We start from the raw sequence: 18,395 nt of genomic DNA on the forward strand, positions 1-18,395 counted from the left end.
CCCTCCGTGTGCTACCGCTTAACGGTTCTCGTCCAGATGAGCGAACAGATCGGCCCGCGGGTTCTCGTTCCCGGTGGCCTCGGCGAAGGTGCGCAACGCCTCGCGCGCCTTGCCGTCGACCCGCTGCGGCACCGCCACCTGCAGGGTGACCAGCAGGTCGCCGGTGCGCTTGGCGGTCTTCACACCCCGGCCGCGGGCCCGCAGGGTGCGCCCCGAGGGCGTGCCCGCCGGCACCTTCAGCTTGACCCGGGCGCCGTCCGGGGTGGGCACCTCGATCTCGGTGCCGAAGACGGCCTCGGGGAAGGTGACCGGGACGGTGAGCCGGACGTCCGGGCCGTCCAGGGTGAAGATCGGGTGCGGGGCCACCGAGACGGTGACCCACAGGTCCCCCGGCTCGCCCCCCATGTCCGAGGCCTTGCCCTTGCCGCGCAGCCGCACCTTCTGACCGTTGCGGACCCCGGCCGGGATCCGCGCGGTGATGTTGCGCAGCCCGGCCTGCGGGTCATCGACCCGGAGGTTGAGCTGGGCCCCCTCCATCGCCTGCCGGAACGTCAGCGTGGCGGTGGCATTGAGGTCACCACCGCGCATCGGGCCGCGCGGGGGACGGTACTGCCCGTTGCCACCGGAACTTCCGGGCGGGAAGAGACCGCTGAGCATGTCCTCGAAGATGGGCGACTCGGTGCCGCCGCCGTAGCCGCCGGTGTTGTACCGGACCCGCTGCTGCCCCGCGCCGGCGCCGGGCATGCCGCCCGCACCGCCGAACAGGTTGCCCAGCAGGTCTTCGAAGCCCGCGCCGCCACTGCCGCCCGCAGCCGGCCCACCGCCGCCGGCCGTGAACCGCGCGCCTCCGCGGGACATCGCCCGGATCGCGTCGTACTGCTGGCGCTGCTCCGGGTCGGACAGCACGGCGTACGCCTCGCCGACCTCTTTGAACCGCTTCTCCGCCGCGTTGTCACCGGGGTTGGCGTCCGGGTGATGGGTGCGGGCGACCTTGCGGTACGCCTTCTTGATGTCCGCAGGGGTGGCGTTCTGCGGCACACCGAGGACGGAATAGAAGTCCTTTTCGAACCAGTCCTGGCCCGCCATGTCTCTCTCCTAGCGCCGCCTGCCCGACCGGCCCGCCGGACGCTGGATCAGCGCCCGGCGGGCCGGTCGTCGAGGTGTCAGTTGGGGTCGGCGACGGCGACCCGGGCTGCCCGCAGCACCCGGTCACCGCTGCGATAACCGGGCTGGAGCACCTGGACGACGGTGGTCGTCGTGGTGCCCTCGGCCAGTTCCGCCTCGGTGCGCATGAGCGCCTCGTGCACCTCCGGGTCGAAGGCCTCACCGGCCTCGCCGTAGCGCACCAGGCCGAACCGCTCCAGGACCGCCTCGAGCTTCTCGGCGATCGCCGCGAACGGCCCGGACTCCAGGTCACCGTGCTGACGGGCCAGGTGGACGTCGTCGAGGACCGGAAGCAGCGCCTCCAGCACCCCGGCGATCGCCGTCTCCTTGGCCACGTCCCGGTCCCGGTCCACCCGGCGCCGGTAGTTCACGAACTCGGCCTGCAGACGCTGCAGGTCGCCGAGCCGCTCGGCGGCGGAGGACCGGGCGGTGTCGAGGTCGGCCAGGATGCCGTCCAGCGAAACCTCCTCGGCCGTCACGTCTTCCCCGTTCTCGCCGGAGTCTTCACCCTCGGCCTGGTCAGCCTTCTCGGCCTGGTCGGCCTTGCTGGCCTGGTCAGCCTTCTCGGCCTTCTCGGACTCGCCGGACTCGCCCGTTTCCGGTTCGGTGTCGGCCGGTGCCCCGGCGGCGTGCTTGCCACCGTTCTTCGCGGCGTTCTTCCCGGCCGGGGAGGGGGAGCCGGACTCCTCCGGCTCACCCTCGGCGGACGATGCGGACGAGTTCTGGCGCACCTCGCCGGTTTCCGGGTCGAGCCGACGTCGGTCGCGGATGACCGGACCCGAGGGACCCTGACCTTCCGACGGATCGACAGTCTGCTCGCCCATCACTTGTCCTCGTCGACGATCTCGGCGTCCACCACGTCGTCGTCGTCCTTGGTGGCGGAACCGGCCGCACCCGCACCCGCGCCGGCGCCCGGGGCACCGGACTCGCCGCCCTCGGACTGCGCCGCGTAGAGCGCCGCGCCGAGCTTCTGGCTGGCCGCGGACAGGTTCTCCTGCTTGGCCTTGATCTCGTTGACGTCGGTGCCCTCGAGCGCCGTCTTCAGCTCGGCGATCGCGGTGTTCACCTCGGCCTTGCCGTCCTCGGGCAGCTTGTCGTCGCTGTCGCGCAGGAACTTCTCGGTGGAGTAGACCAGCTGCTCGGCACCGTTGCGGACCTCGGCCTCGTCGCGGCGCTGACGGTCCTCCTCGGCGTGCTGCTCGGCCTCCTTGACCATCCGGTCGATCTCGTCCTTGCTCAGGGCCGAGCCACCGGTGATCCGCATCGCCTGCTCCTTGCCCGTGCCCCGGTCCTTGGCGGACACGTTCACGATGCCGTCGGCGTCGATGTCGAAGGTGACCTCGATCTGCGGCACCCCGCGCGGGGCGGGGGCGATGCCGGTCAGCTCGAAGTTGCCCAGCGGCTTGTTGTCCCGGGCCAGCTCGCGCTCGCCCTGGAAGACCTGGATGAGCACCTGCGGCTGGTTGTCGTCGGCGGTGGTGAACACCTCGGACGCCTTGGTCGGGATCGCGGTGTTGCGGTGGATGAGCTTGGTCATCACGCCGCCCTTGGTCTCGATGCCCAGGCTCAGCGGGGTGACGTCGAGCAGCAGGACGTCCTTGCGGTCACCGAGGATGACGCCGGCCTGCAGGGCGGCGCCGATGGCGACGACCTCGTCCGGGTTGACGCCCTTGTTCGGCTCCTTGCCCCCGGTCAGCTCACGCACCAGGTCGCTGACCGCCGGCATCCGGGTGGAACCGCCGACGAGCACGATGTGGTCGATCTCCGAGACCGAGATGCCGGCCTCCTTGATCACCGACTGGAACGGCGCCTTGGTGCGCTCGAGCAGGTCGGCCGTCATCTGCTGGAACTGTGCCCGGGTGAGCTTCTCGTCCAGGTGGACCGGGCCGTTCTCGGTCATCGAGAGGTACTGCAGCGAGATCGTCGTGGACGTCGCGCTGGAGAGTTCCTTCTTCGCCTGCTCGGCCGCCTCGCGCAGCCGCTGCATCGCGATCTTGTCCTTCGACAGGTCGACACCGGTCGAGCTCTTCACGGTGTTGACCAGGTGGTCCATGACGCGCTGGTCCCAGTCGTCACCACCGAGGTGGTTGTCACCGGCGGTCGAGACGACCTGGATGGCGGTGCTGCCGCCCTCCTCCACGTCGACCTCGAGCAGGGAGACGTCGAACGTGCCGCCACCGAGGTCGAAGACCAGGATGCGCTCGTCAGCCTTGCCCTTCTCCAGACCGTAGGCCAGGGCCGCGGCGGTGGGCTCGTTGATGATCCGGCGCACGTTCAGGCCGGCGATCTCGCCGGCCTCCTTGGTGGCCTGACGCTGCGAGTCGTTGAAGTACGCGGGCACCGTGATCACCGCGTCGGTGACGGTCTCGCCGAGGTACTCCTCCGCGTCCCGCTTCAGCTTCTGCAGCACCCGCGCGGAGATCTCCTGCGACGTGTACTTCTTGTCGTCGATCGCGATGTTCCAGTCCGTGCCGACGTGCCGCTTGACGGAGCGAATGGTCCGCTCGACGTTCGTGACGGCCTGGCGCTTGGCGACCTCACCGACCAGCGGCTCGCCGGACTTGGCGAACGCCACGACGGACGGCGTGGTGCGGCCACCTTCGGCGTTGGCGATGACAGTGGGCTCGCCACCCTCGAGCACGGACACGACCGAGTTGGTGGTTCCGAGGTCGATTCCGACCGCTCTTGCCATGATCTTGGTTCCCTTCGATAAGAGCTGAGTGGCCCTCACTCAGGTTGGTGCAGCGACCCGAGGTAGTCAACTCGGGACTGACCTAACTTGAGTCTGCCTGGCTCAACTGACGAGAAGGGCGCGGTGTTCCCGGCCGGGGAGATTTACATCCCCAGAGTGAGGCCCCGGTCGGCCGCCGAGGGGGCGGACGCGCCCCCTGTCACGCAGTCGGCCGTGCTCGGCGGCACCGACGCTGCACCCGATGAAGCCGGTTCGGTGGATGCGCACCCGGATGCGGGCGGGACGTCAGAGTTCTTGGGGACGTCTGTGGTCTCCACCGGCGCGCTCGTCACCTCTTCGGCGGAGCCGTCCGGCTCGCTCACCTCGACGGTCTCCCGAGAGTGCTCGGACGCTCCGACCGACGAACGGGTGACCGTGGGCGTGGACGAGTGGGCGGGAGGGGTGGAGGCCGATGTGGGCGGGGCCACGGGCGGCGTGACCGGAGCCCCGGAAGGTGTCGTCCCGGTGGGCTCTTCGGTCGGGGCGGGGAGTTCGGCGCTGCCCGAAGGGACCGGCGTTCGGGTGTCTGTAGGGGCAGAGGGCGCGCTCGGCACCGGCGAACTGGACGAGACATCCGTCACATCCGGGTCAGGCCCTGTGGTAGGGGTGCCCGCCTGCGGGCGCGGAGCCGCCTGCACCGGGTTCCGCGGGTCGAGCGGGGTCTGCCCGAAGGCCGGCGAACCCTGCTCACAAACGGCCGTGACCAGCACCGCACGCTCTTCGCGGAGAGAGAAGACGACCTCGAGCCGGCGTTGCCCGGTGGCGGAGATGCGGGCCTGCCAGCCGTCGAACGGCAGGGCGTAGCCCGCTACCCGGGAGCCCGCGCAATCGGCGTGCACACGACCCCCGGCAGCACGCATGGCCAGGCTCGTGGGCCGCTCGGCCGCGCCCTCGGCCCCCTGGGACGACGGCTGCTCCGGCTCGTCACCACCGGCCCCCAGGACCTGCCCGCCGGAGCCACCGACAGTGACAGGGGTGGACTGGACAGACGCCGAGACTGCGAGGGGTGACGAAGGGCTGAGCGACTGCGACGTGACCTGACGGCCGGCCGCGCCGATCGCGATCGTGGCGATTGCGGCAACCACGGCCACCGCTGCGAGCCAGCCGAGCATGGCGCCGACGATCCGGCGTTTCACCCAAATCACCTCCTCGGGAACCCTAGCGTTGAGCCGGGCGGGTGTAGATCCGGACATTCAGAATGTCCCCAACCAGGTTTCAGCCGGTACCGTCGCGCACGTGGCGGTCATTCTGATCATCGAGGACGACGCGGGGATCCGCGCGGCCCTCTCCAGAGCTCTGACCGATCGCGGTCACGCAGTGCAATGGCAACCGGGCGGCCTGCCCGGCCTGCAGTCGGTGATCGACGATCGGCCGGACGTGGTCCTGCTCGACCTCGGTCTGCCCGACGTCGACGGCATCCAGGTGCTGACGATGCTGCGCGCGGTCAGCGAGGTGCCGGTGATCGTGGTGACCGCCCGGGACGAGGACCAGGACGCGGTGAAGGCGCTGGACGCCGGGGCCGACGACTTCGTCACCAAGCCGTTCGGGGCCGACCACCTCGACGCCCGGATCCGCGCGGTGCTGCGCCGCGGCGGTCCGCAGAAGACCGAGGGCCCGCTCACCGTGGGCGGTCTGGCGCTGGACGCCCGTACCCGGGTCGCCACCCTGGACGGCGAGCCGCTGGAGCTGTCCCGCAAGGAGTTCGACCTGCTGCTGGCCCTGGCCCAGCGGGCCGGTGAGGTGGTCAGCAAGCGCGAGCTGCTGGCCGAGGTGTGGCAGCAGCCCTACGGCGGCGGCGACCGCACGATCGACGTGCACCTGTCCTGGCTGCGCCGCAAGCTCGGCGAGTCGGCCGCGGAACCGCGTTACCTGCACAGCACCCGGGGCGTGGGCATCCGCCTGGTCGCCCCCGGAACCGACTAGAGATGCGCTGGCGGCTCACCCTGCTGGTCGCGGCCACCACCTCCGCGGTGGTCCTGGCCTTCCTGATCCCGCTGACCCTGCTGCTGCGCTCGCTGGCCGAGGAACGCACGCTCGCCACGGTCACCGCCGACGCCACCAACCTCGCGCAGATCGCCGCCAACTCCGGCGCCGCCGGGGCCGCGGCCGAGCTGGAGAACACCGACGACCCGCTGGGCACGGTGTCGGTCTACCTGCCCGACGGTGACGTGCTCGGGGCCAAGGCCGACGACGCCGCGAACCTCGGCAAGGCCCTGAAGGGGCTGGCCTTCACCAGCCGCGACGACGGCCGGGCGGTGGTCTACGCGCCGGTGCGCACCACCGAGGGCACCTACGTGGTGCGTACCGAGGTCAGCGGCGACGAGCTGCACCGCGGGGTGGGCCGGGCCAGCTGGATCCTCGGCGCCCTGGGCACCCTGCTGCTGGCCCTTTCGGTCGGCGCGGCCGACACCCTGGCCCGAAGACTCAGCGACCCGATCAAGGACCTGGCCGCCGCGGCCGACTCGATCCGCGACGGGCGCCTGGACATCCGCAGTCCCGAGCACGGCCCGCCCGAGGTGGTGGCCATGGCCGGGGCGCTGAACCGGCTCTCGGCCCGGATCGAGCAGCTGCTGATCTCGGAACGCGAGTCGGTGGCCGACCTGTCGCACCGGCTGCGGACCCCGGTCACCGCGCTGCGCCTGGACGTGGAGAGCATCTCCGACCCGGAGCTGGCCCAGCGCATCGAGGAGCACGTGGCCACCCTCGAGCGCACGGTGAACGCGGTGGTGCAGGACGCCCGGCGCCCGGTCAAGGCCAACGTCACCTCGCGCACCGACGTGGCCGCGCTGGTCGGCGAGCGGGTGGCGTTCTGGTCGGCGCTGGCCGACGAGCAGGGCCGGTCGCTGCGCACCTGGCTGCCGAGCCGGCCCACCTGGGCCCGGATCGACTCGGTGGAGCTCACCGACGTGGTCGACGTGCTGATCGACAACGTGTTCGCGCACACCGAAGAGGGTGTGCCGCTGGAGGTCACGGTCAACACCAACGCGGCGCACGAGATCGTGCTGGCCGTGCAGGACGGCGGCCCCGGCCTGCCCGGTGCCGACGTGGTGGCCCGCGGGCACAGCAACGCCGGTTCGTCGGGGCTCGGGCTGGACATCGTCCGCCGCGCCGCGATCGCCTCCGGCGGCCGCCTCGAACTGGGCCGTTCCCGCCTCGGCGGGGCCAAGGTGCAGGTCGTGCTCAGCCCGGCCGAGACCCGCACCCGGGAGCGGATGCGCCAGCGGCGCAGTTCGGCCGGCGGCGGTCTGAGCCAGCGCATCCGCAAGCTCGCCGGGATGGGCTCGTCGCAGGCCTCGTGATCGCGCGGGGTGCGGGCCCGGATCACTGACCGGACCCGCACCACCCGCGCCGCCGAGCACTCATTCGGCTCCCCACCACACCCGTCCGTAATCGGTTTGCCACCCTCACCTGCGCTTTCACAGCTGGTTAGGGTTCATTTGACGATTGAATGACCGGCGCTTCACTTGTTTCCCGCCACTGTGTCCGCGTGCGTTCCGTGAGCCCTGACGACCGAGACCGCGGCCTGCGGGTCGCCGGCACCGTGACCGGTGCGGTCACCGCCATCACCCTCGTCGCCGTCGGCGGCACCACCGCCCTCGCGGCCTCGCAGACCCGTGAGCAGGATGCGGTGAAGGCCGCGGCCGCCCAGGCGCAGGTCCAGCAACCGGCCGCCCAGCCCACCCAGCCGGGGCAGGCGACGCCCACGGTCGAGCCCACCGGAAAGCCCAAGCACAAGAAGAAAAAGAAGACGCCGAAGCCGAAGAGCGACACCGCGGGCACCACCGCGACCTCCGGCAACTCCGGCGGGTCCGGCAGCGGCTCGGGCGGCCGGACCAGTGCCGACGAGACCACCGCGGACACCCCGGCCACCACCAGGACGAAGACCAAGACCACCACCTCGGAGCCCGAGGCCAGCACCCCCGAAGAGACCACGACCACCACCGAGCCGGCCGAGACGACCACCACCACGGCTCCGGCCACCACCACGCCCCCGGTGGTACCCACGAGCGCGTCCTGATGCCGGTGCAGGAAACGGCCGTCCGCTACGGCACCGCCCGCTGGAACGCCCTGGGCACCTACGTCGCGCTGGTGGTGTCCGACGCCGACCGGCTCGACGCCGCCCGGGCCGCCTGCGAGCGCATCCTGGCCGACGTGGACCAGGCCGCCAGCCGTTTCCGCACCGACTCCGACCTGACCCGGGCCAACCGCCACGCCGGTGAGTGGGTGGGCGTGGCCCCGCTGCTGTGCCGGGCGCTGTCCGCGGCGGTGTGGGCGGCCGATCTGACCGACGGCCTGGTCGACCCGACCCTGGGCCGTCAGCTGCTCGCTCTGGGTTACGACCGGGACATCGAAGAGCTGCGCCGGTCCATGGCGGCCGGGCAGTCGATCGACTCCACGGTCACCCCCGGGATGGTCTCCACCGACCCGGCCCGGGCCTCCTTCCCGGCCCGCACCGGCGCCTGGCGGGAGATCGAGATCGACCCGCAGGGTGCAGTGCGGGTGCCCAGCGACGTCTCGCTCGACCTCGGTGCGACCGGCAAGGCGTTCGCCGCCGACCTGATCGCCGGCACGGTGCCCGCGCTGGCCGATACTGACCTGGTGATCAGCCTGGGCGGTGACATCGCGGTCGGTCTGCGGCCGGACACGGAGCCCGGTACCCATCCCTGGCGGGTCTCGGTCACCGAGCTGCCCGAGGTCCCCCAGCCCCTAGGGGGCCGGGAGGTGCCCCCAGCGGCCGGGCCGGGCAGCGAGGTCGTGGTGATCCACGAGGGCGGCCTGGCCACCTCGTCGGTGCTGGCCCGCCGCTGGTACCAGGACGGCGACCGGCACCACCTGCTCGACCCGCGCACCGGCCGCCCGGTCGAGGAGGCCTTCCGCACGGTCACCGCCTGCGGCTGCTCCTGCGTCGAGGCCAACGCGATCAGCACCTCCTCGATCGTGCGCGGTGCGGCGGCGCTGGCCTGGCTGGAGGCCGAGGACGTGGCGGCCCGGCTGGTCGCCGCCGACGGCACGGTGCACCGGGTGGCCGGCTGGCCCGAGAACCTCGCCGTGAGCGCATGAGCCCCGACTTCTTCACCGAGGCCTTCCAGGACGACCGTCTGCTCTGGTTCCTGAACCGCGGCACCGGCGTGATCCTGCTGGTGCTGATGACCGGCTCGGTCTGCCTCGGGGTGCTCTCCACGGTCCGCGCCTCGTCGGTGTTCTGGCCGCGCTTCGTCACCCAGCAACTGCACCGCAACCTGTCCCTGCTCTCGGTCGCCCTGCTGATCGCGCACGCCGCCCTGGCGGTGATCGACGAGTTCGTGAACATCCGCTGGTGGGACGTGCTGATCCCGTTCCTCGGCGAGTACGAACCGCTCTGGCTGGGTCTGGGCACGCTGTCCACCGACCTGGTGATCGTCACCGTGCTCACCGGCCTGTCCCGCACCCGGTTCCGTTCCCGCACCTGGCGCGCCATCCACCTCACCTCCTACCTGGGCTGGGCCGCGGGCCTGGTGCACGGGTTCGGGATCGGCACCGACAGCCGCGAGACGTGGTCGGTGGGGATCAGCGTGGCCTGCGTGGGTCTGGTCGCCGGGGCGATCGCCGTGCGGCTGAGCACGCTGGGCCAGGAGAAGCAGCTGGAGCGCCGCTCCGAGTCCCGCCGGCCCACCGGTTCGGGCTACGAACCGGCCCAGAGCCGACGCAGCCGCAGGAGGAACCGATGACGCATTCGCTGCTGGAAGCCGGTTTCCACGGCGAGGTCTCGGTGCTCGACGGGCCGCTGCTGCTGCGCGGTCTGGACGTCGGGCCCGACCTGCCCGAGCACCGGCGGTTGTGGCGTGAGCCGGCCCCCCGCACGGCGGCCCAGCTGGTCGACCTGAGCTGGAAGATCGGGCTGACCGGGCGCGGCGGGGCGGAGTTCCCGTTCGCCCGCAAGCTGCAGGCCGCGCACGAGTCGGGGCGCAAGCGGGAGCTGGTGGTGAACTGCTCCGAGGGTGAGCCGGCCAGCGCGAAAGACAGTGCGCTGATGCTGGCTGCGCCGCACCTGGTGCTCGACGGGGCCCAGTTGCTGGCCGAGGCGCTGGAGATCACCCACGTGCACGTCTCGGTGCCGGGTGAGCGGCCGAGTGTGGTGGCGGCGGCCAAGGCGGCGATCCGCGAACGGCGACGCGGGCGTAAGGCGGTTGCGTTCGAGCTGCACACCACCAGCGGCGGTTTCGTGGGTGGGCAGGCGCGGGCGGTGCTGGAGATGGTGTCCGGGCGGGACAATCTGCCGGTCACCGCGAAGGAGCCGGAGGCGATCTCGGGGTTGCGGGGGCGCCCGACCATGCTTTCCAACGCCGAGACTCTGGCGCATCTGGCCGCGGTGAGTGATCTGGGGCCGGAGGCCTATGCGGCGTGGGGCACACCGGCCGAGCCCGGCACCCGGCTGCTGTCGATCTCGGCCGACGGCCCGGGCGGCCTGGTCATCGAGGCGCCCTACGGGGTTCCGCTGGCCGAACTGCTCAGCTTCTGCGGCTACGACCCGGCCCGGCCCCTGCTGCTGGGTGGCTACCACGGCACCTGGCTGGCCCCCTACCAGGTCACCAACTGCACGCTGAGCAGCACCGACCTGGCCCGCTTCGGGGCCCGGCTGGGCGCCGGGGTGCTGTTGCCGATGCTGCCCGGCGACTGCCCGCTGAGCTACACCGCGCAGATCGTCGACTACCTGGCCCAGCAGCGGGCCAAGCGCTGCGGCCCGTGCACCAACGGTCTGCCCGCCCTGGCCGCGGCCTGCATCCGGCTGCCCGGGGTGCGCTCGCGGCGCGAGTCGGCCGACCTGGTGCGGCGTCTGCAGGAACTGACCGGGCTGGTCACCGGGCGCGGCGCCTGCGCCCACCCCGACGGTACGGCCCGCCTGGTCAGTTCCATGCTCGACACCTTCGCCCCCGAGATCGAGAACCACGTGGACGGGTACTGCCACTACGCCTGAGCTTCAGGTCAGCAGCAGCTCCCAGGTTCCGGCCCAGACCCCGGCGGCGGTCGCCAGCACCGCCACGGCCACTCCGCCCAGCACCACCAGCGCGTCGCCGCGGCCGAACACCGACCGGCGGGCCCAGGTGCGCGGGGCATCCACCCCGAAACCGCGGGCCTCCATCGTGGTCGCCAGCACGGTGCCCCGCCGGATCGCGATCACCAGCAGCGCGAACACCTGACCGGCGAACTGCCTCGGGCCGTGGTCGAGCCCGCGGGCCCGCCGGGCCATGGTCAGCGTCTGCCACTCCTGGGCCAGCAGCCCGACCAGGCGCAGCGAGGCAAGTGCCGAGAGCACGAAACGGTGTGGCAGGCGCAGGTTCTGGGAGAGCGAGTCGGCCAGGTCGGTCGGGTCGGTGGTGGCCAGCAGCACCACCCCGGGCAGTCCGATGGCCAGGATCCGCAGGGTGATCGCGATGGCCGAGGTGAGCGAGCCGTCGGTGACCGTCACCGGCCCCAGCCCCAGCAGGGTGCTGCCACTGTCCACCCCGAAGAACAGGGTCAGGATGCCCGCCGGGATCGCCCCGAGCAGGATGATCCAGCTGGCACGGAACAGCTTTCGCGGGCCGAGGCCGCACCACGGCAGGGCCGCCAGTTCCAGCGCCAGGGCCACCCCGGCCGTGACCGGGTCGACGGTGAGAATCAGCGCCACCGAGATCACCGAAGCCACGGCCAGTTTCGCGGCCGGGTTGGCCCGGCCGATCGGCGCGGTCGAGGCCTCGCGCTGATCGAGGCCGTTCAGCAGCAGACTCACAGCGTCACCACCGATCCGTGCCCGGCCAGCACCTTCACCAGCTCGTCGTCGTGCGTCGCGGCCACCACCGCCCGGCCCTCCCCGAGCAGCTCCACCAGCAGAGCCGCGAGTTCCGCCCAGGTGCGGGCGTCCTGGCCGAAAGTCGGCTCGTCGAGCACCAGCACGTCCGGTGCAGTGGCCAGCACCGTCGCCACCGAAAGCCGCCGCTGCTCACCCCCGGAGAGGGTGTACGGGTTGGCGCGGGCAAGATGGTCCAGCCGCAGTCGTTCGAGCAGATCACCACCAAAGGACGTTTGTGGCGGGCGATGTTTCCGGAAGCGCCTTTTGTGTTGGGCGGCCACCCGTTCCGGGCCCACGGCCAGCTCCTGCGCCACCGTCGGGGCGACGAACTGGTGCTGGGGATCCTGGAACACGGTCCCGATCCGGCTCACCAACTGCCCGGCCCGCCAGGTGTGGGGCTGCGGCCCGGCGCCTTTGGCCAGCTCCTCCGAGGCGGCCAGGCTGCCCCCGGCCGGAGCCGTGAGCCCGGCCAGGGCCAGAGCCAGGGTGGACTTGCCCGCGCCGTTGGCCCCCGTGATCGCCAGGGCCCGGCCGGCCTGCACCACCAGATCCACGTCCCGGACCGGCGGGTGCTCCTGACCAGGCCGCCGGGCCGCCAGCCCTCGGGCCGTCAGCAGTGCCACCCCCGTGCCCACAGCGTTCCCCGAGACAGCAGCGGCAGCCGCGTCGACCCGTCCATTGTCTGGCTTTTCGGCCCCGAAGCCCTCCGGTACCCATACCCCGGCCGCCGCCAGCGAACGTCCTTGCTCTGTGAAAACCCGCCCGGGCTCGCCCTCGGCCCGCACCCCGCCGCCCGGCTCCAGCACGATCACCCGGTCGACCAGCGAGAGCCAGGGCTGCACCCGGTGCTCGATCAGCACGCAGCCCGCGCCGGTCATCTCCAGCACCGTGGCGATGGTGCGCCTGACCTGCTCGGCGCCCTCCGGATCGAGCATCGCCGTCGGCTCGTCGAGCAGCAGCAACCCCGGCCCGAGCGCCAGCACCCCGGCCAAGGCCAGCCGCTGACGTTCACCGCCGGACAACTGGCCGGTCGAATGCCCCACCGGATAAGGGAATCCGACCCCGTCGAGGGCCTTGTGCACCTTCGGCCAGATCTCGGACTCCGGCACCGCGTGGTTCTCCAGACCGAACGCCACGTCGTCGCCGCACCGCGCCAGCACGGTCTGAGCCTCCGGGTCCTGCAGCAGCAGCCCGGTCACCGCATGACCGTCACGCACCGCCTCCTGTCGGGCCTGCCGAGTGGGAACGCCGTCGAACAGCAGCGTGCCCTCCTCGTCGCCGCCCGACTCCTCCGGATCCAGCAGACCCGCCAGCCCGGCCAGCAGCGTCGACTTGCCCGCGCCGCTGGCCCCCAGCAGCATCACCCGCTCCCCCGGCTCGATCCGCAGATCCAGCCCACGCACCGCCCAGGCCTTGCGGGTGGAGTGCCGCCAGCCCCAGCCCCGCGCCTCGACCAGCGCGGGACGCACGTCAGACACGTTCGGCAGTCCGGCCCGAAGCCAGCGGGGCCAGCGCTCCGGTGCGGGCCAGGGCCTGGGTGAGCAGCCACGACCCGAGCCCGGCGATCACCACGCCGGAAGCGGCGGCGACCCCGATGTAGGCCAGTTTGGTGCCGGCCCCCAGCTCCGGGTAGTAGATCAACGTGTCCAGCATGCCCACGGCAACGCCGGCCCCGGCCCCGGCCAGCAGCGCGGTGACCAGGCCGTAGCTGCGGTAGAGCAGCAGCGCGAACACCACCTCGGCGCCCATCCCCTCGACCAGGCCGTACCAGACCGTGCTGAAGCCCCACTCGTTGCCGACCAGAGCCGACAGCGACGCCGCCACCAGCTCGGTGTAGACCCCGGCGCCCGGACGCCGGACAACCAGCGCACCGAGCACCGCCGGGAACAGCCACATGCCCACGACCAGGGCAGACGCCGGCGGAACGAGGGCGTCGCGCAGCGGGGTGGAGGCCACGTTCCAGGCCGCGAAGATCAGCCCGCTGGCCACCCCGAGCACGCTGGCCACCACGATGTCGACCACCCGCCAGCGCCCGGCCCTGGCGGTGGAGGCGGCCACCGCGACCCCGGCCATGCCCACGAACAACGCGACCGGCAAGGTCAGGTCGGCCAGCGGGGTCCCGAACAGGCTCGTGCCCTCAGGCAGCCCGACCAGGTAGATGATCACGCCCACCAGCACCGAGCCGATCGCGATGATCAGGCGAGGTCCGGTCCAGGGCCCAGCGCTCACGTTGGTGCTCATGCGAAGTTCCTCCGTCATCGGAGGGGGGCCGCCCGCCGGGTGGGCAGACGGCCGAGGACAGCTCGACTCCCTTCGCCGGCATGACCCGGATCAGGTTCGAGGGTCTGCGGTCACCCGCACTCTCAGCGCCCCTTCTGGCGCTCCCCTGTCGCACCGGTGACGTTACACCTACTCAGCGGTCAGCGTGATCCCGGTTCCGCAGTCGGTGATCAACTCTGCGTAACCCCTAGGACGCAGAGGTGAACGTCTGTCACGCTGGTGCGGTGATCTTCAGGATGCTGCGCAGCACCACCCAGTCCGGCAGCGGGCCCAGCCCGCTCGCCCGGCTGCTCGCCCTGCTGCTGCTCATCGGCATGCTCGGGCTCACCGCGCCGGTGCTCGTCCCGGTCTTGCGCTGGGTGATCAACCTGCTGTGATGATGCTTGGCTCGCACTTGTGAGCGAGGATTGACCCGAAGGTCCGGACGTCAGCGGCGCGGTGAAGGAGATCAGGCAGATGAACTCGGTGATGTGGAAGGTCCTGTCGGCGGCCTCCGCCATCGCGGCGGCCCAGGCGGCCAACCAGACGCTCAACATCATCTGGAAGGGCGCGACCGGCGGTCAGCCGCCGACCGTGCCCGAAGACCCGGAGACCACCTGGAAAGAGGCGATCGCCTGGGCCGCGCTGTCCGGCGCGATCATGGGCGTGGCCCGCATGTTCGCCACCCGCAAGGCGGCGGCGTACTACGTGAAGTCCACCGGCACCATGCCCAAGGCCCTGATCCGGGACTGAAATTGCTCTCAGCACTGAACGGCGGCCAGCCCCTCGTCCTGGACGGGGGGCTGTCCACCGAACTCGAACGCCGCGGCCACGACATCACCGGCCGCCTCTGGTCCGCCCAACTCCTGCTCGACGCCCCCGCGGCCGTGGTCGAGGCCCACCGCGCCTTCCTCGACGCGGGCGCAGACATCATCACCACCGCCAGCTACCAGGCCTCCCCCGAGGGCTTCGCCCGCGCCGGCTTCGACGCCGCCACCGCAGCCGAGCTGATCCGGCTCTCGGTGCAGCTGGCTCAGCAGGCCATCGAAGCCTCGGGCCGCCCCGCCCTGATCGCCGGCTCCGTAGGCCCCTACGGCGCAATGCTCGCGAACGGCGCGGAATACACCGGTGACTACGGCTCAGTGACCCTGGCCGACCTACGGGCCTTCCACCGCCCACGCCTGGAAATCCTGGCCGAAGCCGGCGTAGACGTCTTGGCCGTAGAGACCGTCCCCTCCCTCCTGGAGGTAGAGGCCCTCCTGGCCGAACTGGACCGCCTGAACCACCCCGTCTGGCTCTCCCTCACCACCGACGGCGTACGCACCCGCCGCGGCGAACCCGCCGAAACCGCCTTCAGCATGGCCAAATCCGTGCCTGCCGTGGTTGCCGTCGGCGCAAACTGCACTGACCCTGCAGGGGTCGGAGCGGCGGTCAAAGTAGCAACGGACGCCAGCGGCAAGGCCGGGGTCGTGTACCCGAACAGCGGCGAGGGCTGGGACGCGGTTGCCCGCGCCTGGACGCCGGCCGCTGCTTCACAGGGTTTGCTGATTGGGGACGTGGACGGCTGGGTCGCATCCGGAGCCCGCATCATCGGTGGTTGTTGTCGGGTCGGGCCGGAGCAGATTGCGGCTGTAGCAGCAGCTTTGCGCTGAGCCGCTGTATCTAGACGCGGAAAGGCCGAAGCCCGGCCCTCGTTCGAGGGCCGGGCTTCGGTTTTGCTGCGCTTCGAGTTACTCCGATCAGAACGGGGCGACCGTGTAGGTGGCGCCGCGGGAGACTGCAGTGAACGTGCTGACCGTGGTCGCGGCGGGCGCGGCAGTGAGCACGTGGACCGTGTACGGGCCGGAGTCGCCGGCGGCCGTGAGGTCAGGCAGTCGGCAGGTCAGTTCGGTGTCGCTGATCACCTGGATCGTCCCGCAGTTGTCCAGTGCGGTCGCGTCTGCGAGGGTGGTGGCCGTGGAGATGTTGGTGCCGGCCGGGGCCAGCTTGACCACCGAACTGTCGGCCACGAGAGTGCCGCCGGCAGCGAACTTCTTGGCCTCGAAGTCGACGCCGGTCACCGTGATGACACGCCCTGCGGTGCCGTCACCGAAGGCCGGAGAGACCTTGGCTGCGTCGAGGTAGTCGAAGTTGGACGTCGAGGTCGCCGTACCACCGTCGGTCTTGACCACAATCGCCTTGTCGTCCCCGGTTCCGGCCGGGACCATGCCGGTCAGGACGTCGTCACCGGCGTTGCCGCTGTCGTCGTCGTCGGCGCCAAGAACGACCTTGACCCCGGTGAGCGCCTTACCACCGATGGTTGCCGTGGTCTTGCTGGTGAAGTTCTCACCTGTGATGGAGATGGACGAGCCACCGAAGACCGGGCCGGTTGTGGCGGTGACACCACCACCAGTCGTGTTGATCGTCGGCGCCTTGAACAGCTTCATCTTGGCTGTGCCCACCACCTCGACGGTACCCGAGGCATTCTGGACACAAAGGTTGATGGCAGCGCCCTTGGTGGTGGGCGTGAGGCTTGTCAGGCTCGGCGTGGTGAAACTGGCCCGAGTGTCCGAGATAACGTTCAGAGTCGCGGCCGTGATTTCGACCAAGGGCGACGTGAGCGTAGTGGTGGCCGTGCAGGCGTTGGCCGAGAAGTAGGCACGGCCGATCTTGCTCGCACCGGCCGCGGTCTGGAAGTCCTTACCGGTGAATACGACGACCTGACCGGCAGCCGGGCCAATGCTGGCCTTGCTCACCTTCAGGCTCTGGACCGCCGCCTGCGAAGGGCCGGCAACAGCAACGGTTCCCGCGATGGCCAGGGCCGCCGCGGCGGTGAGGCCGAGAGCCCGCTTGGCCGTGAGTTTGGGGGTGCGCATGCGATTCCTCCGCGAGACTTTCCGGGGCTCCTCTGTGAAGCCCCACCGGGATGCCTATCGACGCCCACCCCATGGGATTGACGTCCAGGTCGTACCCTCACCCCTACGCATCGGTAAGGCTACGCATTGCTCAATTTCCCCACCTGAATTTCTCGTTCAGTCAGGCCCTTTCGGGTGACAGCAACCGGCAATAGCCCAGAAATGTTGCGCTCAGTCAGTTCTCGCGGGCGAACGGGTGAGAATCCGTTCTGGGGCAGGTTGATGTGTAACGCAGGCCTGCGCCGTATGGATGATGATCGGCGCCGAAATGACCTTCGTGGCAGACCCTGGACAGAGAACGCCACCGGGTCCGATCAGATCGAGTGCCTTTGCGGCGTTGATACCCCGCGCACCCCCTGGACCGCCTATGGCACGTTTCTCGACTCCGGCTCAGAGTCGGCCAGCCACCCCCCACTGCCGGCCCACTTGCCTTATCGGATGACATTTTGCGGCTTATTCGCCACTTTTGGCATCCGATCTTCCCCAGCGCGCTTTTGACATCCGATCCCTGGGGCGAAGGGCCTTGGCCGGGCAGAACACCGCGGACCAATCACATGAGCCGGGGCAGACAACTCTGCCCCGGCTCAAATGAAGGTCCTCTACGCACGGCCCGCGGCCCGGTGGATCCAGGCAAAGGCCCCTACAGAACGAAGGCGGCGCCGATCGGGCCGGTGGCGTCGATGGCCGCCCGACGCCGGCGCGGCCCCTGGATGAGGCAGGTGAGCTGGGCCACCGCCCCGGCAGCCATGGCGGCGCCGGAGCTCGCGCCGACCGGGAGCACCTCGTCGAGGGCGGGGCGGATGGCGGCCGGGTCGCCGGTGCTCAGGGCGCCGACGAAGCGGATGAGCTGGGGCACCACGGCACCGGTGACGGCCGAGCGCAGAAGGGCGGCGCTGATGGCGGTGGTGCGGCCGTCGGCACCGGCCACACCGTCGGCCAGGAGGCGGTGGGCGGTGGAGCGGGGGGCCCAGGCGGCGAGTGCAGCAAGGGCGCCGACCAGGGCGTCGTCGCCGGCCGGGGTGAGGCCGGGGCCCACGCCGATCAGGGCCTGGAAGGCAGCCTCGGTGTCGCCGGTGCGCAGCAGGTTCAGGCCCTCGTCGAGCGGGCCCGCGGCCTCGGCCAGCAGGCTGTCGAGCAGGGCCGTGGGCAGCAGCTCGGGAGCCGGCGGGGGCAACACCTGCTTGGGCACGCTCGGGTTCCACCAGCGCAGCACCGGCAGGCGCGTGCCCGCCATCGACACCGCGCCGTAGCCGAAGACGATCGGGCCGGGCGAGACCGGATCGCCGTCGACCATCACCGGCACCTTGTCGGCGACGCCAGGCGGAAGGGTCAGACCGATCGGCAGCTGCACTGCACCGGGCTCGAGCAGGGCCACCACGGCGCCGGGAAGGTGCTTGCCCTCGTCGTCGGTGGTCGGATCGAGTTCCAGGTAGACGGCCCCCGACACGATCGCGCTCACCCGCGCGGGTCTGGCCGGCCCGGCGAGCAGAGGGAACAGGGTCAGGCTCGCGGCCGTCATTTTCTTACCTCCGAACGT

Annotated in this window: 18 protein-coding genes and 1 riboswitch; of the genes, 9 read left to right on the forward strand and 9 right to left on the reverse strand. The window is 71.1% G+C overall.

All coding sequences use genetic code 11. From position 1 onward, the window contains the following. Nucleotides 1-18 precede the first annotated feature (18 nt). The 4 genes from QSK18_RS04485 to QSK18_RS04500 form a co-directional block, all read right to left on the reverse strand. Entirely contained in the window at nucleotides 19-1,086 is a 1,068-nt protein-coding gene (locus tag QSK18_RS04485; RefSeq protein ID WP_232808639.1) for a DnaJ C-terminal domain-containing protein, read from the reverse strand. Between the two features lie 77 nt (nucleotides 1,087-1,163). Continuing rightward, nucleotides 1,164-1,988: a nucleotide exchange factor GrpE gene (gene grpE, locus QSK18_RS04490; protein ID WP_232808640.1), complete on the reverse strand. Its 825-nt coding sequence runs from the start codon at nucleotides 1,986-1,988 to the stop codon at nucleotides 1,164-1,166. Further along, nucleotides 1,988-3,856, reverse strand: coding sequence for a molecular chaperone DnaK (gene dnaK / locus QSK18_RS04495; protein WP_232808641.1), 1,869 nt, complete (start codon nucleotides 3,854-3,856; stop codon nucleotides 1,988-1,990). The genes grpE and dnaK overlap by 1 nt, the downstream gene beginning before the upstream one ends. A gap of 143 nt (nucleotides 3,857-3,999) precedes the next feature. Then, a complete protein-coding gene (locus QSK18_RS04500) occupies nucleotides 4,000-5,031 on the reverse strand; it encodes a hypothetical protein (protein WP_232808642.1) in 1,032 nt (343 codons plus the stop codon). A gap of 100 nt (nucleotides 5,032-5,131) precedes the next feature. Between QSK18_RS04500 and QSK18_RS04505 the strand changes: the two genes are divergently transcribed. From QSK18_RS04505 to QSK18_RS04530, 6 genes are all read left to right on the forward strand, one after another. Next, nucleotides 5,132-5,818: a response regulator transcription factor gene (locus QSK18_RS04505; RefSeq protein WP_231438679.1), complete on the forward strand. Its 687-nt coding sequence runs from the start codon at nucleotides 5,132-5,134 to the stop codon at nucleotides 5,816-5,818. Nucleotides 5,819-5,820: 2 nt separating this feature from the next. Next, nucleotides 5,821-7,194 carry a HAMP domain-containing sensor histidine kinase gene (locus QSK18_RS04510; RefSeq protein WP_232808643.1) on the forward strand — a complete coding sequence of 458 codons (1,374 nt, stop codon included), beginning with the start codon at nucleotides 5,821-5,823 and terminating at the stop codon, nucleotides 7,192-7,194. Between the two features lie 188 nt (nucleotides 7,195-7,382). Further along, nucleotides 7,383-7,913, forward strand: coding sequence for a hypothetical protein (locus QSK18_RS04515; protein WP_285616627.1), 531 nt, complete (start codon nucleotides 7,383-7,385; stop codon nucleotides 7,911-7,913). Next, a complete protein-coding gene (locus QSK18_RS04520; RefSeq protein ID WP_232808645.1) occupies nucleotides 7,913-8,956 on the forward strand; it encodes an FAD:protein FMN transferase in 1,044 nt (347 codons plus the stop codon). Before QSK18_RS04515 ends, QSK18_RS04520 begins: the two co-directional genes overlap by 1 nt. Further along, a complete protein-coding gene (locus QSK18_RS04525; protein ID WP_232808646.1) occupies nucleotides 8,953-9,603 on the forward strand; it encodes a DUF8596 domain-containing protein in 651 nt (216 codons plus the stop codon). Before QSK18_RS04520 ends, QSK18_RS04525 begins: the two co-directional genes overlap by 4 nt. Next, nucleotides 9,600-10,850, forward strand: a complete 1,251-nt coding sequence (locus QSK18_RS04530) for an NADH-ubiquinone oxidoreductase-F iron-sulfur binding region domain-containing protein (protein ID WP_232808647.1) — start codon at nucleotides 9,600-9,602, stop codon at nucleotides 10,848-10,850. The genes QSK18_RS04525 and QSK18_RS04530 overlap by 4 nt, the downstream gene beginning before the upstream one ends. A 3-nt stretch (nucleotides 10,851-10,853) precedes the next feature. On the opposite strand, the gene QSK18_RS04535 is transcribed toward QSK18_RS04530, so the two are convergent. From QSK18_RS04535 to QSK18_RS04545, 3 genes are read right to left on the reverse strand one after another with little or no spacing between them, the layout of a single operon-like run. Further along, nucleotides 10,854-11,645, reverse strand: coding sequence for an energy-coupling factor transporter transmembrane component T family protein (locus tag QSK18_RS04535; RefSeq protein WP_232808648.1), 792 nt, complete (start codon nucleotides 11,643-11,645; stop codon nucleotides 10,854-10,856). After that, a complete protein-coding gene (locus QSK18_RS04540; protein WP_285616628.1) occupies nucleotides 11,642-13,183 on the reverse strand; it encodes an ABC transporter ATP-binding protein in 1,542 nt (513 codons plus the stop codon). The genes QSK18_RS04535 and QSK18_RS04540 overlap by 4 nt, the downstream gene beginning before the upstream one ends. Next, the gene (locus QSK18_RS04545; protein ID WP_285616629.1) at nucleotides 13,176-13,946 is read right to left on the reverse strand and encodes an ECF transporter S component; all 771 of its coding nucleotides are present in this window, start codon (nucleotides 13,944-13,946) and stop codon (nucleotides 13,176-13,178) included. The genes QSK18_RS04540 and QSK18_RS04545 overlap by 8 nt, the downstream gene beginning before the upstream one ends. 50 nt (nucleotides 13,947-13,996) lie before the next feature. Next, a riboswitch (TPP riboswitch) is annotated at nucleotides 13,997-14,103 on the reverse strand. 106 nt (nucleotides 14,104-14,209) lie between these two features. Here QSK18_RS04545 and QSK18_RS04550 point away from each other — a divergent pair. From QSK18_RS04550 to mmuM, 3 genes are all read left to right on the forward strand, one after another. Next, nucleotides 14,210-14,362 (forward strand): hypothetical protein, encoded by a 153-nt coding sequence (locus tag QSK18_RS04550; RefSeq protein ID WP_285616630.1) that lies wholly within the window; start codon nucleotides 14,210-14,212, stop codon nucleotides 14,360-14,362. 79 nt (nucleotides 14,363-14,441) lie between these two features. Beyond that, a complete protein-coding gene (locus QSK18_RS04555) occupies nucleotides 14,442-14,717 on the forward strand; it encodes a DUF4235 domain-containing protein (RefSeq protein WP_232808651.1) in 276 nt (91 codons plus the stop codon). A 2-nt stretch (nucleotides 14,718-14,719) separates the two neighbouring features. Next, nucleotides 14,720-15,616: a homocysteine S-methyltransferase gene (mmuM, locus tag QSK18_RS04560; RefSeq protein WP_285616631.1), complete on the forward strand. Its 897-nt coding sequence runs from the start codon at nucleotides 14,720-14,722 to the stop codon at nucleotides 15,614-15,616. Between the two features lie 87 nt (nucleotides 15,617-15,703). On the opposite strand, the gene QSK18_RS04565 is transcribed toward mmuM, so the two are convergent. Both QSK18_RS04565 and QSK18_RS04570 read right to left on the reverse strand, forming a co-directional pair. Further along, nucleotides 15,704-16,819: an IPT/TIG domain-containing protein gene (locus tag QSK18_RS04565; protein ID WP_232808653.1), complete on the reverse strand. Its 1,116-nt coding sequence runs from the start codon at nucleotides 16,817-16,819 to the stop codon at nucleotides 15,704-15,706. A gap of 679 nt (nucleotides 16,820-17,498) precedes the next feature. Then, complete coding sequence (locus QSK18_RS04570) at nucleotides 17,499-18,377, reverse strand: oxamate carbamoyltransferase subunit AllH family protein (RefSeq protein WP_285616632.1); 879 nt, start codon at nucleotides 18,375-18,377, stop codon at nucleotides 17,499-17,501. Between the last annotated feature and the right edge of the window lie 18 nt (nucleotides 18,378-18,395).

The organism is Kineosporia sp. NBRC 101677, from assembly GCF_030269265.1.
GTDB lineage: Bacteria > Actinomycetota > Actinomycetes > Actinomycetales > Kineosporiaceae > Kineosporia > Kineosporia rhizophila.